This is a genomic window from Enterobacter sp. 04-C-12-SI-ECC (assembly GCF_047530715.1).
GTDB classification, from domain to species: domain Bacteria; phylum Pseudomonadota; class Gammaproteobacteria; order Enterobacterales; family Enterobacteriaceae; genus Enterobacter; species Enterobacter bugandensis.
Genome location: NZ_JBLKDI010000002.1, coordinates 42,298 through 57,558 on the forward strand (window position 1 = coordinate 42,298; position 15,261 = coordinate 57,558).

Consider the following 15,261-nt stretch of genomic DNA (forward strand, 5'->3'; position numbering starts at 1 on the left):
TGCTTTTAAAGCAGGCTTTTTGCTTTTCTGCGTCGGGTAGAATTGTCGGGTGGCGGCTTCGCCTTACCCGACCTACGGGACTGTAGGCCCGGTAAGCGCAGCGCCACCGGGCGAAAAGGGCTTCACATGCCGATTTTAACCGGCATCCCCGACCGCCGTTCCAGTTCAGCGCCCGCCCCCTCGTTTATCAACTGTGTCTGCTGTGCGGCGGAGATGGGCAGAGGCACTTTCCGGCTCGATTCAAATTCCGCCCGGTTACGCGACAGCGGTTCGTGAACCTCCACCCACCGGCTGCCGTCCGGCTCCGTGGTCACCTTAACGGGCCGATCGATAAGCTGCACGCGGGTGCCCACGGGGACATTATCGAAAAGATATTTAATGTCATTGTTACGCAGACGAATACAACCCTGGCTCACCCGCAGCCCAATGCCGAAATTGGAGTTTGTGCCGTGTATGGCATATAGCCTGCCGATATATATCGCATACAGCCCCATCGGGTTATCCGGCCCGGCGGGCACGAAGGCGGGCAGCGTTTTCCCCTCTGCCGCATAGGCACGACGCGTGTTCGGCGTAGGTGACCAGGTGGGGCCCTCCTGCTTGCGCTCAACCGCCGTGACCCAGTTACGCGGGGTTTCGCGACCGGCCTGACCAATGCCGATGGGCAATACTTCGACGGTATTGCTGCCCGGCGGATAATAGTAGAGACGCATTTCCGCCACGTTAACGACAATCCCCTCGCGCACGGTGTCGGGCAAAATCAACTGCTGAGGAATGACCAGCCGGGTGCCGGATTTCGGCAAAAACGGATCCACGCCCGGGTTCGCTTCCAGCATATTGCTGAGCCCCAGCCCGTGCTGTGCAGCAAAGGCCTCAAGCGGTAACGTATTGCGCTCGGGAACGGTGATGGTAATCGGGGTTCCCACCAGCCGACTGCCTTCCGGCGGTAGGGTATAGGTTACGGCAAACGCACTCGGAACAGCGGCACACAGCGTAAGGACGAACCAGGTAAGTCGCATCATAATTTCCTGTGCTCACAAAAGAGAAAGCCTGGACTCAGGCAGGCTTTCTCAGTTTACGCTATTACGCTTCGATTTTACGCCATCTGCGCGTCAGCACTTTTTCCGCCTCGACAATAAGGAACATCACAAAACCAATCAGGAAGGTAATGACCCAGTAGCGGAACGGCAGCGCTTCGGTGCCAAACAGCATCTGCATGAACGGGGCGTAAATGATAAGAAGCTGTAGCGCCAGCAGTACGCCGCTCACGATCCAAATCCCTTTATTCGCCAGCAGACCTTTGCTCAGCGAGAAGCCGTCATTAACGCGACAGTTGAGCATGTAGAACCACTGCGCGGTCACCAGGGTTTGCAGCAGCACGGTGCGGATGAATTCCGCCGAGTAGCCGCGCGGCTGTAGCCAGGCTTCCAGCACGAAGGCGCTAATGGCAATCATCAGACCGACAAACACCACGCGCCAGATAGCGTAGCCGTCCATCACATGCAGATTCGCCTTGCGCGGTGGCCGATTCATGATGTCCTTCTCACCCGCTTCAAACGCCAGGCCAAACGACAGGGTTGCTGACGTCGCCATGTTCATCCACAGGATCAGGACCGGCGTCAGCGGAATCAGGTTCCCCGCCAGCAGCGCGATGATGATCAGCAGGGCCTGCGCGATGTTGCTCGGGATAACGAACAGAATCGTTTTTTTCAGGTTATCGTAAACCCGCCGTCCCTCGTGGACCGCACTGGCAATGGTGGCAAAGTTGTCATCCGTTAACACCATGTCGGCGGCTTCCTTGGTGACCTCAGTCCCCTTAATCCCCATGGCGATACCCACATCCGCCCGCTTGAGCGCCGGGGCATCGTTTACGCCATCCCCGGTCATGCCCACCACTTCCTGTTTACTTTGCAGGGCCTGCACGAGGCGGAATTTATCCTCCGGGCTGGTTCGGGCGAAAATATCGTACTGCTGCGCGGCGTCGCTCAGCTGACGGTCATCCATCGCCTCCAGCTCGCGTCCGGTGATCGCGCTTGCGGCGTTACCAATCCCCAGCATTTGCCCGATGCTCATGGCCGTTTGCGGGTGGTCGCCGGTGATCATTTTCACGCGAATCCCGGCCTGCAGACAGTCGGCAATCGCGGTAATGGCCTCCGGACGCGGCGGATCCATCATTCCTGCAATACCCAACAGGATCACGCCATCATGGAGGTCCGGGTGATCCAGATCGCGCTGTCCTTCGCGGGCAGGTTTCCAGGCCGCCGCCACCATGCGCAGCCCTTCCCGGGCATACTCTTCAATCTTCCCTTCCCAGTAAGGTTGATTGAACGGCTGCAGTCCGTCATTCGTCTGCTGGTACTGGCAGAGGCGGAACAGAACGTCCGGCGCGCCGGTGATTAAAATCGCCTCTTCTTCACCCAGTCGGTAGAGCGTGGACATGTATTTATACTGCGAATCAAACGGGATTTTACTGCGCATTTCCGTATCAAGCGGTGGGAGCGGGATTTTCGCCGCCAGCACCTTCAGGGCGCCCTCGGTGGGTCCTCCGGTGATTTTCCACAGCCCCTGCTCGTCTTTGATCAGCTGGCTGTCATTACAGAGGTCAATGGTGCGCAGGTAGCGTTCCAGCAGGGAACCCTGCGTCACGCTGACGGGCGTCGGGTCATCTACGGGGTGAATATTCCCCACCGGTTCGTAGCTGTCGCCCTCCACGCGATAGGTCGTGTCAGCGGTAATCACCGCTTTGACCGTCATTTCATTCATCGTCAGGGTGCCGGTTTTATCCGAGCAGATGACCGTCATTGCGCCCAGGGTTTCCACCGTGGGCAACTTGCGAATAATGGCCTTGCGACGCGCCATGGCCTGTACGCCAAGCGAAAGGATGATGGAAATGATGGCCGGCAGGCCTTCCGGCACGGCGGCAACGGCGAGGCTGATAAGCGACAGCACCAGTTCAGAAACCGGCATATCCCGGAACAGGAGGCTAAAGACGAACAGCGCTACCATCATCACCAGGATAGTGATGAAAATGGTCTTACCGAGCTTGTCCATCTGCACCATCAGCGGCGTGCGGTGCTTTTCAATGTCGGACATCATCTGATTGATGTGGCCAAGCTCGGTCTCGCCCCCGGTTGCCACCACCACGCCTTTACCGCCGCCGGAGCTGACGGTGGTGCCTGAGTAGAGCAGATTATAGCGATCGCCTAAGGGCAGTTCCCCGCTTAACGCATCGCTGTTTTTCTCAACAACGGTGGATTCGCCAGTCAGGATGGCCTCCTCCACGCGAAGGTTATGCGCCTCAATCACGCGCAGGTCCGCAGGGATACGATCCCCGGCGCGGATCACCACGATATCGCCCGGGACCAGCGCCGTAGTAGGGATCGTTTCATGATTCCCCTGTCGTACCACCACGGCTTCGCTGGAGAGCATATTGCGAATACTCTGCAACGATTTCTCAGCATTGCTCTCCTGGATATGGCCGATCAGCGCGTTAATGATGGCAACCCCAAGGATCACAAACATGTCTACCCAGTGGCCCATAAAGAGCTTAAGCAACGCGGCCACCAGCAGAACGTAAATCAGTACATCGTTAAAATGCGCCAGGAAGCGCAGCCAGGCGGGTTTGCCCTTTTTTTGCGGTAACGCATTCTCACCATGCTGCTGAAGTCGGGCTGATGCCTCAGTGCCACTAAGTCCTTCCAGAGTGGAGTGGATATTCGACAGGGTTTCATCAACGGTTTGTTGATAATACGGACGTTCAGGTTTTCCTGTTTTCATTGTCACTTCCTCAGGTTCTATTCAGAAATCACCTTGCTTTCATGAAATTAACGAATAACGAAAACAGGAACATGGGCGTAACGAACAATACTTGCCGCCTCCGATCCTAACAAATGGGTTTGAATATTTGGATTGCGGGAGCCGACGATAATCGCGCCAGCAGCAAGTTCATCTGCCAGCTTAATAACCTCATCACGAACATTTCCGCTGCGAACATGGAGGTGAACGCGCTCTTCTGGCAAATTCAATTTTTTGACCAGGTCAGACAGTTTTTCTTTTGAATTATTAATCATATATTCATCCATCTTTCGCGCATCTGAAATAAAACCGCGCGTCAGCTCGGCTGAAAATTTTGGCATGACGTGCAGCAAATGAATGTCACCCAATGCGCTTTGCGCCAGAAACTGTGCATGCTGCAACGCTTTATCCGCCAGGCTTGTCTCGTAGACATCCACCGGAACGAGAATGTTTTTATACATATCGAGCATCCTTTTTATAACCAACATGAGAGTGAATGAAGCAAAAAACGCATTAAATGCAGGGGGTTGCCCTTAATGCCAGTTACGGTAAAAGAGATGAATAATATTAAACGTAGCACAGGAATTTCAGGTTTAGCGCGTCCCCACTGCTAATGGTTATTTAACATTTATCTTTTCGCCGACTATGCTCATAGTGAGTTACCGCTTCCGGCTCATGGAGGAATGTATGTATGGCATAAGCCTGATCCGACTGGGTATGTTTATTGCGCTTGCCATTATCGCCAGCACGGCGATTGGTTTATTTACCTATATGGTCGTCACTGTTCTGGCAGAATAGTGTCACCCCTGTCCAGGTTATGGAATAAATAAAACAGTTATTTATTAGGGGAATACAGTGAACCGCTACCTCTCTCTTTTACCGTTCGTTTTGTTAACGCTCACGGCGTGCGATCCTAAACCTGAACAAGCCTCCCCCCTGCCCAGAATGGTTAAAGTGGCGGAGGTGACGGTTCCCGGTCATGCCCAGCAGCGCGTTTTTCCCGCCCGCATTGAATCGGGCGATGCCACAGACCTTTCCTTCAAGCGCGCTGGTCAAATTGAAGCGCTCGATGTGCGTCAGGGCGCAGCCATCAAGCAGGGCCAACAGCTTGCAAGATTGAACGCCCGTGAAGCCCAGCAGCGGGTTAACGACAGGCAGACGGCGGCGACGCTGGCCCAGAGACAGTTCGATCGCTTCCAGACGCTGGCGGGCCGCCAGGCGATTTCGAAAGCCGAAATGGACGTGCAGCGTGCGAACCGCGATTCGGCGAATGCGGCGCTGCAGATTGCCCGAGAAGAGTTGAATCAGATGACGCTCGTCGCCCCCTTCAGCGGGACGGCGGCCAGCGTACATGTCCGAAACCATCAGGTGGTGTCTGCCGGTCAGCCCATTGCGACGTTAACCCGCACCGATCTGCTTGACGTGGTGTTCAGCATCCCTGAAAACCTGTTTAAGACCTTTGATATCCGCAACGCGCAGTATCGTCCGGTCGTGAGAATTAACGCCATTCCGGATCGGGAATTTACCGCCGTCTACAAAGAGCACTCGGGCAGCAGCGACAGTAATACCCTGACCTGGCAGGTAATACTGACCATGCCGCGACCAGATGATTTTCCCGCCGTCGGTGGCGTAAGCGGTACGGTTACCATCAATTTAACCAACCTCCCGGCTGGCGCGGGCGCTCAGGCGCTGGTTGTACCGGTTGAGGCAGTTTTTAACCCGGACAACAGCCCGCGCAATGAGCCGCACGTCTGGGTTGTGGCGGGAGAAGGCGACACGCTCCATCTTGAAGACCGCAAGGTCAGCGTGGGGCAAGTGATAACCGAAGGCGTGACGATCACCAGCGGGCTTAAGGCGGGCGAGCGCGTGGTGGCCGCAGGCGTGGGAGAGCTCCATGCTAACCAGCCGGTGCGTATCTGGACGCGTGAACGGGGACTGTAATGGATATCACTCGTCAATTTATTAATAACCCGGTTCGCGTCTGGCTAACGATTCTGCTGCTGGGCATTGGGGGGATTTTCGCCCTGTTGAATATCGGCAGGCTGGAAGATCCCGCCTTTACCATCAAAACCGCAGTCGTGGTCACCCACTACCCCGGCGCATCCGCTCAGCAGGTTGAAGAAGAGGTGACGCTGCCGCTGGAGAATGCCCTTCAGCAGCTGCCTTATCTGGACAACGTGAGCTCCATCTCTTCAAACGGGCTGTCGCAAATCACCGTCAATATCGCTTCACGCTATCACTCGAACGAACTGCCGCAGATTTGGGATGAGCTGCGCCGCCGCGTGGGCGATGCCTCGCGTCAGTTCCCGCCCGGCGTCGTCACGCCCTTTGTGAATGACGATTTCGGCGACGTGTTCGGCTTCTTCTTCGCCATTTCCGGGGATGAATTCAGTAATCCTGAACTGGTGAGATATGCAGAGCAGCTGCGCCGCGCGTTGATTCTGGTTCCCGGGGTCGCGAAAGTCGCCATCGGCGGGGCCATTAGCCAACAGGTCAACATCGATATTTCCCTGACCAAAATGGCCGCGCGCGGCATTACGCTGAACCAGCTTTCCGCCCTGCTCAGCAGGCTCAACGTCGTTTCCAGCGCCGGAGAAATCACCTCCGGCAGCGAATCCATTCGTCTGCACCCGACCGGTGAGTTCGAGAATCTCGATGAACTGGCGGATCTCATCATCACGCCTTCCGGCACCGGGGCGGCGACGCGCCTGCGGGATATCGCCACGCTGTCGCGCGGGCTGAACGAATCGCCCCCCAGCATCTACCATGCCAACGGCAAAAAAGCCGTCACCATGGGCGTCTCGTTTATTCCCGGCGTGAACGTGATCGACGTGGGCCACGCGCTGGAGGCGAAGCTAAACCAGATGTCGGCGGAAAAACCGGCAGGCATACAGATAGATCTGTTTTACGATCAGGCAGCCGAAGTGGGCCACTCTGTTAACGGTTTTATTATTAACTTCCTGATGGCGCTGGCGATTGTCATCGGCGTGCTGCTGATCTTTATGGGCGTACGCAGCGGGATCATCATCGCGGTTTCTCTCGCCCTTAACGTCCTGGGCACGCTTCTGATTATGTATCTGTGTGGCATTGAGCTACAGCGCATCTCGCTCGGGGCGCTGATTATCGCCCTCAGCATGCTGGTGGATAACGCCATCGTGATTGTCGAAGGGGTGTTGATTGCCCGGCAGCAGGGCTCCCCGCTGTTAACCGCCGTTAACAACATCATCCGCCGCTCCGCCCTGCCGCTGCTGGGGGCGACGGTGATCGCCATCCTTGCGTTTGCCCCTATCGGGCTATCGCAGGATTCCACCGGGGAATACTGTAAATCTCTGTTCCAGGTGCTGCTGATTTCCCTGATGCTGAGCTGGTTCTCGGCGCTCACCCTCACCCCGGTGCTGATTAAGTGGTGGTTGTTTAAAAACGACAGCGCGCCGGATGCCGCTGACGAGTCAGATCCTTACGACAAACGTCTCTACCGCCTCTACCAGCACCTGCTGAACGCACTGCTGCACCATAAAGCGCCGACGCTGGTAGTGATGGCCGCCCTGCTGGCCGCGTCTGTCTGGGGGTTTGGCGCGGTGCGGCAAAACTTTTTCCCGTCGTCCAATACGCCGATTTTCTTTGTCGACCTCTGGTTACCCTACGGGACCGATATCAAATGGACCGAGAAAATGACTGGCGATATTGAGAAAACCATCAAGGGACGGCCCGGCGTGGAAACCACCGTCTCGACCATCGGTCAGGGGAGCATGCGCTTTATTCTGACCTACAGCGGACAGCGGCAGTACAGCAACTACGCGCAGATCATGGTGCGTATGGATGACCAGCGCAGCATCTCCGCGCTGACGCGCTACGTGGATGAGTACATCGCGCGTAACTACCCGCAGGTCAACGCCAGCACGAAACGGGTGATGTTTGGGCCCTCCGGCGACAGCGCCATTGAAGTGCGCATTAAAGGCCCGGATCCTGACAGGCTGCGTCTGATTGCCAGCCAGGTGGACGATATCCTGGCGCGCGACCCGGCCACGGGGAGCGTCCGAAACGACTGGCAAAACCGCAGCAAAGTGATCCGTCCGCAGTACGTCGCCGCGCTGGGACGCGAGCTTGGCGTGGATAAGCAGGACGTCGACAACGCGCTGGAGATGAATTTCTCCGGCAGCCGGGCGGGGTTATATCGGGAAGGCAGTGACCTGCTGCCCGTGGTGGTGAGGCCTCCGGAAAGCGAAAGGCTGGACGCCAGCCACCTGAACAACGTGCTGGTGTGGAGCCATGCGCGGCAGCAGTATATCCCGCTGAGTAACGTCGTTAGCAGCTTCACGCTGGAGTGGGAAGATCCGCTCATCCTTCGACGCGACCGCTCGCGGGTACTGACGGTTCAGACGGATCCGGACCCGCTGAGCCAGCAAACCTCCGGTGATATTCTCGCCCGCGTGAAGCCGCAGGTGGATGCCCTTCCCCTGCCACACGGCTACAGCATCGAGTGGGGGGGCGACGCGGAAAACTCCAGCGAAGCGCAGCAAGGGCTGTTCACTACGCTACCTCTCGGGTATCTGGTGATGTTTGTTATTACGGTGCTGATGTTCAGCTCGGTAAAAAATGCCGTCGCGATCTGGCTGACCGTACCGCTGGCGTTGATTGGCGTCACGCCAGGATTTTTAATTACCGGCATTCCCTTTGGCTTTATGGCGCTGATTGGGCTGCTGAGCCTGAGCGGAATGCTCATCCGCAACGGCATCGTGCTGGTGGAAGAGATCGAACAGCAGAAAACGCACAAGGATCAGCACAGCGCGATCGTTTATGCCGCCACCTCGCGCCTGCGCCCTATCCTGCTCACCGCGTTCACGACCGTACTTGGCCTGGCACCGCTGCTGCTGGATGTTTTCTTCCAGAGCATGGCCGTTGTGATTATGTTTGGACTGGGGTTTGCTACAATCCTGACGCTACTGGTACTCCCCGTGATCTATGCGTGTTTCCATCGTAAGGACGAAGCCAAACAACAATGAATGCGACAGGGCTGAACATTATCAAGACGCTGGGCTGTATGACGGCGGTCACCTTCTTCACCATCTACAATACCTGGGATCATTATGACTATGACTATCACTGGATCCTGGGCTTTTTAACCTTTATCTCGACCATCGCCACGCCGCTGTTTTTTGTGGTGTCGGGCTATCTCGACGGGCAATCCCGGCACGGTACACGCTGGCAGTTGGGTAAAATAAAAAGTCTGGTGATTGTTTTTCTGTTCTGGATAACGATCTACTACCTCTGGGAGCCTTATCAACGCGGGTATTTAATTCAGCCCTGGTTCGTGTTCGCATTTGTCGTGATTTACACCTTCCACCCGGCGGTGGAGTGGCTTAGCCAGCGGAGATCGCTGTTCTGCGGCGCGATTGCTGCTCTGCTGTGCTTTTCCTACGGATACGATCTACTATCAGCGCTTTATCCTGAAACGCATGTCCTTTCGCTTTCGCCGCAGTATCGGCTGTGGACATGGCTGCTGTTTTATCTGACCGGGCAGCTCTTCTGCGACCCAAAAGTCGCTGAGTGGATAAGCCGCAAAAATGTGGTCCGGGCGGCGGTTGTCGCCATCCCGTTTATCTATCTCTTCACCTGGTTTTACGAGCGCCACTTCTTTTTTGCCCTGTTTAAGGCCGACAGAAACGCCTTTATTCTCACCGGCTCGCAGATCTACATCCTGATTATTGCCCTGGTGATTGCGGCGAACGGCGTTCGCTTTCGCCGCAATGCTGAATTAAAGGAGTCCATTCTGGCCGCCATCAGCAAAACGATGACCGGCGTGTATATTGTGCACTACTCGGTGTTTCATCTGCTGACGGCGCTGATACCGGTGACCTCTCTCGGTATGAAGCTGGCGGTGATTGTGCTTACGTTCGTCACCTCAGTTCTCTTCTCCATGCTGGTCTTGTCTAACGCCGTGGCAAAAAAGGTGATCACCCTTTAAAAGCCTAAGCGTAGCCAGGCAAAGAGCACGTTGCCGTTGTTATAAGTTCCAGGAATATAGGTGAACTGGACGGTAACGCGCTTATAGCCAGCTGAAAACAGCGGGAAGATGAACGGCAGAGGCACATAGTTTGCAAAATCATCTCGCGCCGTGATGCCCGCGGCGGCACCGAGCCCAAGGCGGAAATCTTTGGCATTATCCAGATACCAGCCCTTCTCCCAGCCATAGCCCATCGCGGGCTGCCATTCGTTGTGCGAGTCCTTGAACATCATTGCGAAAAGCGCGCTCCAGTTGCCCTCTTCGTTATAGCGGGACACGCCCAGGCCGCCGCCCCACGGCATTTCGTTGTACTCGTCGGTTTTTTCTTTGTCGTACATAAAGCGGGCGTGCCAGCTCAGAAACGGCAGGTACAGATCGTAACGTTGCGGCTCTTCCCAGGTCTGGGAGATATCATCCGTCAGCGCATTCCACCAGCCGCTAATACGCTGTTCGCCATAGACTTTCGGCTCGGCATGAAGCGGTGCGGCGAATAAAAACAGGATCATCCAGAATGCCGAAAAGTTACGTTGCATCGTTTTTCCCTCAGCTTTAGTCACGCAGCGGTATCTATTACTGTAATCCATTCAGCACGAACCGGAGCCAAACAGACGGATTTATCTCGAGGCAGGGGAAGATGAAATTTATTTATTCAGCGCCTCCCGGAAAGATAAAAACGTTTTCTCAGGCGTTTTGTCGCGGTAGTCTCATAGGTTCCGTTTATATGACGGCAGCTATGTGAGTGACCTTTTCTTATACCAATAATAAAAAACAGTACGGACAGGACAACTATGGACTCCACCCTCATCTCCGATCGTCCCAACGAGGAGACACCTTCGCTCAATCGCGCCCGCCGCGCCGCCCTCGGCAGCTTCGCGGGTGCCGTCGTCGACTGGTATGATTTTCTGCTCTACGGCATTACCGCCGCGCTGGTGTTTAACCGCGAGTTTTTCCCTCAGGTTAGCCCCGCGATGGGCACCCTCGCCGCGTTTGCCACCTTCGGCGTCGGCTTTCTGTTTCGCCCGCTGGGCGGGGTGATTTTCGGCCACTTCGGCGACCGCCTCGGCCGCAAGCGCATGCTGATGCTCACCGTCTGGATGATGGGGATCGCCACCGCGCTGATTGGCATTCTTCCTTCGTTTTCCGCTATTGGCTGGTGGGCGCCTGTGCTGCTGGTGACGCTGCGCGCCATTCAGGGCTTCGCCGTGGGCGGCGAATGGGGCGGCGCGGCGCTGTTATCCGTTGAGAGTGCGCCAAAAAACAAGAAAGCGTTTTACAGCAGCGGCGTGCAGGTCGGGTACGGCGTCGGGCTGTTACTTTCCACCGGGCTGGTATCGTTAATCAGCCAGCTCACCACCGACGCGCAGTTTCTGAGCTGGGGCTGGCGCATCCCGTTTATCTTCAGCATCGTGCTGGTCATTGCCGCCCTGTGGATCCGCAACGGGATGGATGAGTCGGCAGAGTTCGAACAGCAGCAGCGTGAGGAGCCGTCCGTCAAAAAGCGGCTGCCGGTGATGGAAGCCCTGATTCGGCACCCTGGCGCTTTTCTGAAAATCATCGCCCTGCGCCTGTGCGAGTTGCTGACGATGTATATCGTTACCGCCTTTGCGCTGAACTACTCCACGCAGAACCTCGGCCTGCCGCGCGAACTGTTTCTGAATATCGGCCTGCTGGTCGGCGGGATCAGCTGTCTGACCATCCCCTGCTTCGCCTGGCTGGCGGACCGGTTTGGCCGCCGTCGCGTCTATATTACCGGGGCGCTGATTGGCACCCTCAGCGCCTGGCCGTTCTTTATGGCGCTGGAGGCGCAGTCGGTTTTCTGGATTGTCTTCTTCGCCATCATGCTCGCCAACATCGCCCACGATATGGTGGTCTGCGTGCAGCAGCCGATGTTTACCGAACTGTTTGGCGCGAGCTATCGCTACAGCGGCGCGGGCGTGGGTTACCAGGTGGCAAGCGTGGTCGGCGGCGGGTTTACGCCGTTTATTGCCGCCGCGCTGGTGACCTTCTCCGGCGGTAACTGGCACAGCGTGGCGATTTATCTGCTGGCCGGCTGCCTGCTGTCGGCAGCGACGGCGCTGTTAATGAAAGAGACGAGCCACCGCTGATCTCCCTTTTGTTTCACAGGCGTGTGACATACTATCGGATAGAGTCGCACACCTGTGGAACAAGGAGACAGAGATGAATAATAAGGGCTCCAGCCTGACCCCGGCTCAGGCGCTGGAAAAACTCGACGCGCTGTATGAACAGTCCGTCAATGCGCTGCGCAGCGCCATTAGCGAATATATCGAAACGGGGAAACTTCCCGATCAAAAGGCCAGAAACGAAGGCCTTTTTGTTTATCCATCGCTCTCTGTAACCTGGGACGGCAGCGCCAGCACGACGCCGAAAACCCGCGCCTACGCCCGTTTTACCCACTCCGGCTGCTACAGCACCACCGTCACCCGCCCTGCACTGTTCCGCCCCTATCTGGAAGAGCAGCTAACGCTGTTGTATCAGGATTACGGCGCGCACATTGCCGTGGAGCCTTCGCAGCACGAGATCCCGTACCCGTACGTGATTGACGGTTCGGCGCTAACTCTTGACCGCTCCATGAGCGCGGGACTGACCCGCCACTTCCCAACGACCGAGCTGTCACAGATTGGCGATGAGACGGCTGACGGGATTTATCACCCGGCAGAGTTTTCCCCCCTGTCGCACTTTGACGCCCGTCGGGTGGATTTCTCCCTGGCGCGCCTGCGCCACTACACCGGCACGCCCGCCGAGCATTTCCAGCCGTTTGTGCTGTTTACCAACTACACCCGCTACGTGGACGAGTTCGTTCGCTGGGGCTGTAGCCAGATCCTTGATCCGGACAGTCCATATATCGCCCTCTCCTGCGCGGGCGGGATCTGGATCACTGCCGAGACCGAAGCGCCCGAGCAGGCCATCTCCGATCTGGCGTGGAAAAAACACCAGATGCCCGCCTGGCACCTGATCACCGCCGACGGTCAGGGGATCACCCTGATCAACATCGGCGTCGGCCCGTCGAACGCCAAAACCATCTGTGACCATCTGGCGGTGCTGCGCCCCGACGTGTGGCTGATGATTGGCCACTGCGGCGGCCTGCGCGAAAGCCAGCTGATTGGCGATTACGTGCTGGCCCACGCCTATCTGCGCGACGACCACGTGCTGGATGCGGTACTGCCGCCGGATATCCCAATCCCGAGCATCGCCGAAGTACAGCGCGCGCTCTACGACGCCACCAAAGAGGTCAGCGGCATGCCGGGTGAAGAGGTCAAACAGCGCCTGCGTACCGGTACGGTGGTGACAACGGATGACCGCAACTGGGAGCTGCGTTACTCCGCCTCCGCGCTGCGCTTCAACCTGAGCCGAGCGGTGGCGATTGATATGGAGAGCGCCACTATCGCCGCCCAGGGGTATCGCTTCCGCGTTCCTTACGGCACGCTGCTGTGCGTGTCCGATAAGCCGCTGCACGGCGAAATTAAGCTGCCGGGTCAGGCCAACCGTTTCTATGAAGGGGCGATTTCCGAACATTTGCAGATCGGCATTCGCGCCATCGACTTGCTGCGGGCGGAAGGCGACCGACTGCATTCGCGCAAGCTGCGCACCTTCAACGAGCCGCCGTTCCGCTAATAACAATAAGGAAAAACCATGCACACCCCTACTCCACTCTCTGCCCTGCGTCAGTGGCTTCAGGAAAACAGCCTCGACGGGATGATCGTTCCGCGCACCGATGCCTGGCAAAGCGAGAATTGCGCGTCAAACGACGAAAAGCTGGCCTGGCTGACAGGCTTTGACGGCTCTGCTGGCGTCGCGCTGGTACTGAGGGATAAAGCGCTGCTGTTCGTCGACGGGCGCTATCAGGTGCAGGCCCGCGTTCAGGTGAATATGGATGAGGTTGAGATCCACCATCTGCACAACGAGCCGCTGGCAGACTGGCTGACGGCCAACGTCGCGGCTGGCACGCGCATCGGTTTCGACCCAATGCTGATGACGAATACCGAGTTTACGCAGTTGTCTGCCACACCGTGCGTGCTCGTGCCGCTGAACGCGTCACCGTTTGACGCCTTATGGACCGATCGCCCTGCCGCACCGGCGGGGCTTATCCGTGAGATGCCGGTTGCGATAAGCGGTGAAAGCAGCGAAGACAAACGTCAGCGCGTTGCCGCCGTGCTGGCCGCGAACAACGCTGACTACCTGGCCGTTACTCTGCCGGATAACATTGCGTGGCTGCTCAACGTGCGCGGCTCAGATATCCCCACCAGTCCGGTACCGCTCTCATTTGCCCTGCTCGGTCGCGACGGCCGCGTTGAGTGGTTTGTTAACGATAATAAGCTCGCAGAACTCCCTGATGCAGTTCTGAACGCCTTCACGATTGCGCCACAGGACACCTTTATTGAGCGCTGTCAGCAACTTGCTGAAGGGAAGCGGGTAATGGTTGATGCCGACTCCGCGCCGGTGGCCCTGCGCTTTGCCATTGAACCGCGCGGTGAAATTGTCTGGCGAACCGATCCCATTACCCTGATTAAGGCTACCAAAAACCCGGTCGAGCTGGCAGGGTATCGCAAGTGCCATCTCCAGGACGGCGCCGCGTGGGTCAACTTCCTGGCCTGGCTGAGCCGCGAAGTGCCGCTGCGTGCGGCGGCGGGACAACCGCTAACGGAGCTGGAAGTGCAGGCGCAGCAGCTGGCATTTCGCAAACAGCAGCCCGGTTTTATCGAGCAGAGTTTCGCGACCATTTCCGCCTCTTCGAGCAATGCGGCGATGTGCCACTATCATTCAAGCGAGGCCAGCAACAAGCCCCTCGGCCATAACCATTTTTACCTGAACGATTCGGGCGGTCAGTACGCTAACGGCACCACCGATGCCACGCGCACGCTGGCGTGGGGTAATGTCCCCTCGCAGCAGCGTCTGCACTACACCGCCGTGCTGAGAGGCTTCCTGTCGCTGATTACCCTGCAGTTCCCTTCCGGTACGCAGGGGCACCAGCTGGATGCTTTCGCGCGTCGTCCCCTGTGGGAGATGGGGCTGGATTACGATCACGGTACCGGGCACGGCGTGGGCCACCAGCTTCTGATCCACGAAAACCCGCATCGCATCGCCAAAAAGGTCAACCCGTGGCCGCTTGTGGCAGGGAACATCATGACCATTGAGCCGGGATACTATCTGGGCGATAGCCACGGTATCCGTATTGAAAACCAGGTGGAGATAGTGGAGAGCCGTCCGGGGTTTTGCAAATTTGCTTCTCTGACGCTGATCCCGATTGATTTAAGCCAGGTAGAGCTGGACCTGTTGAGCGAGCAGGAAAAGCAGTGGCTGGATGAGTATCATCAGCAGGTACGTGAGGCGCTGTCACCGCTGGTGAATAGCGAGGCGCGTTCGTGGCTTGAGGCGGCGACGGCGCCGGTTCGTGTGTAATTTCGTGCGGTCTGATGCCCTCACCCCATCCCTCTCCCACGGGAGAG

10 protein-coding genes are annotated in these 15,261 nt (G+C 57.3%); 6 read left to right on the forward strand and 4 right to left on the reverse strand.

What is annotated here, in order from left to right; genetic code table 11:
* Window positions 1–122: 122 nt before the first annotated feature.
* From ldtA to ACMWL8_RS03335, 3 genes are all read right to left on the reverse strand, one after another.
* The gene (gene ldtA / locus ACMWL8_RS03325; protein WP_045260382.1) at window positions 123–1,019 is read right to left on the reverse strand and encodes a L,D-transpeptidase; all 897 of its coding nucleotides are present in this window, start codon (window positions 1,017–1,019) and stop codon (window positions 123–125) included.
* Window positions 1,020–1,080: 61 nt separating this feature from the next.
* A complete protein-coding gene (locus tag ACMWL8_RS03330; protein ID WP_045260383.1) occupies window positions 1,081–3,774 on the reverse strand; it encodes a cation-transporting P-type ATPase in 2,694 nt (897 codons plus the stop codon).
* Window positions 3,775–3,821: 47 nt separating this feature from the next.
* Window positions 3,822–4,253, reverse strand: a complete 432-nt coding sequence (locus ACMWL8_RS03335; RefSeq protein ID WP_028013745.1) for a universal stress protein — start codon at window positions 4,251–4,253, stop codon at window positions 3,822–3,824.
* A gap of 394 nt (window positions 4,254–4,647) precedes the next feature.
* Here ACMWL8_RS03335 and ACMWL8_RS03340 point away from each other — a divergent pair, with 394 nt between their 5' ends.
* The 3 genes from ACMWL8_RS03340 to ACMWL8_RS03350 are packed head-to-tail and all read left to right on the forward strand — an operon-like array spanning window position 4,648 to window position 9,757.
* Entirely contained in the window at window positions 4,648–5,733 is a 1,086-nt protein-coding gene (locus ACMWL8_RS03340; RefSeq protein ID WP_045260384.1) for an efflux RND transporter periplasmic adaptor subunit, read from the forward strand.
* The gene (locus ACMWL8_RS03345; RefSeq protein WP_045260385.1) at window positions 5,733–8,795 is read left to right on the forward strand and encodes an efflux RND transporter permease subunit; all 3,063 of its coding nucleotides are present in this window, start codon (window positions 5,733–5,735) and stop codon (window positions 8,793–8,795) included. Before ACMWL8_RS03340 ends, ACMWL8_RS03345 begins: the two co-directional genes overlap by 1 nt.
* On the forward strand, window positions 8,792–9,757 hold the full coding sequence (locus ACMWL8_RS03350) for an acyltransferase (protein WP_045260386.1): 966 nt from the start codon (window positions 8,792–8,794) through the stop codon (window positions 9,755–9,757). Before ACMWL8_RS03345 ends, ACMWL8_RS03350 begins: the two co-directional genes overlap by 4 nt.
* Here ACMWL8_RS03350 and pagP read toward each other — a convergent pair.
* On the reverse strand, window positions 9,754–10,329 hold the full coding sequence (gene pagP / locus ACMWL8_RS03355) for a lipid IV(A) palmitoyltransferase PagP (protein ID WP_045260387.1): 576 nt from the start codon (window positions 10,327–10,329) through the stop codon (window positions 9,754–9,756). The two genes, ACMWL8_RS03350 and pagP, sit on opposite strands and share 4 nt — an antisense overlap.
* Before the next feature lie 255 nt (window positions 10,330–10,584).
* Here pagP and shiA point away from each other — a divergent pair, with 255 nt between their 5' ends.
* The 3 genes from shiA to ACMWL8_RS03370 all read left to right on the forward strand — a co-directional run bounded on the left by shiA (window position 10,585) and on the right by ACMWL8_RS03370 (window position 15,214).
* Entirely contained in the window at window positions 10,585–11,901 is a 1,317-nt protein-coding gene (gene shiA / locus ACMWL8_RS03360) for a shikimate transporter (RefSeq protein WP_045260388.1), read from the forward strand.
* 73 nt (window positions 11,902–11,974) lie between these two features.
* Window positions 11,975–13,429: an AMP nucleosidase gene (locus ACMWL8_RS03365; protein ID WP_041909184.1), complete on the forward strand. Its 1,455-nt coding sequence runs from the start codon at window positions 11,975–11,977 to the stop codon at window positions 13,427–13,429.
* 18 nt (window positions 13,430–13,447) lie between these two features.
* Window positions 13,448–15,214, forward strand: coding sequence for an aminopeptidase P family protein (locus ACMWL8_RS03370; protein ID WP_045260389.1), 1,767 nt, complete (start codon window positions 13,448–13,450; stop codon window positions 15,212–15,214).
* Window positions 15,215–15,261 lie beyond the last annotated feature (47 nt).

Bases quoted from the DNA above. Each gene is read 5' to 3' on its own strand.
- ldtA (WP_045260382.1), bottom strand. From the start codon at position 1,019: ATGATGCGACTTACCTGGTTCGTCCTTACGCTGTGTGCCGCTGTTCCG.
- pagP (WP_045260387.1), bottom strand. From the start codon at position 10,329: ATGCAACGTAACTTTTCGGCATTCTGGATGATCCTGTTTTTATTCGCC.
- ACMWL8_RS03345 (WP_045260385.1), top strand. From the start codon at position 5,733: ATGGATATCACTCGTCAATTTATTAATAACCCGGTTCGCGTCTGGCTA.
- ACMWL8_RS03365 (WP_041909184.1), top strand. From the start codon at position 11,975: ATGAATAATAAGGGCTCCAGCCTGACCCCGGCTCAGGCGCTGGAAAAA.
- shiA (WP_045260388.1), top strand. From the start codon at position 10,585: ATGGACTCCACCCTCATCTCCGATCGTCCCAACGAGGAGACACCTTCG.
- ACMWL8_RS03335 (WP_028013745.1), bottom strand. From the start codon at position 4,253: ATGTATAAAAACATTCTCGTTCCGGTGGATGTCTACGAGACAAGCCTG.
- ACMWL8_RS03350 (WP_045260386.1), top strand. From the start codon at position 8,792: ATGAATGCGACAGGGCTGAACATTATCAAGACGCTGGGCTGTATGACG.
- ACMWL8_RS03330 (WP_045260383.1), bottom strand. From the start codon at position 3,774: ATGAAAACAGGAAAACCTGAACGTCCGTATTATCAACAAACCGTTGAT.
- ACMWL8_RS03370 (WP_045260389.1), top strand. From the start codon at position 13,448: ATGCACACCCCTACTCCACTCTCTGCCCTGCGTCAGTGGCTTCAGGAA.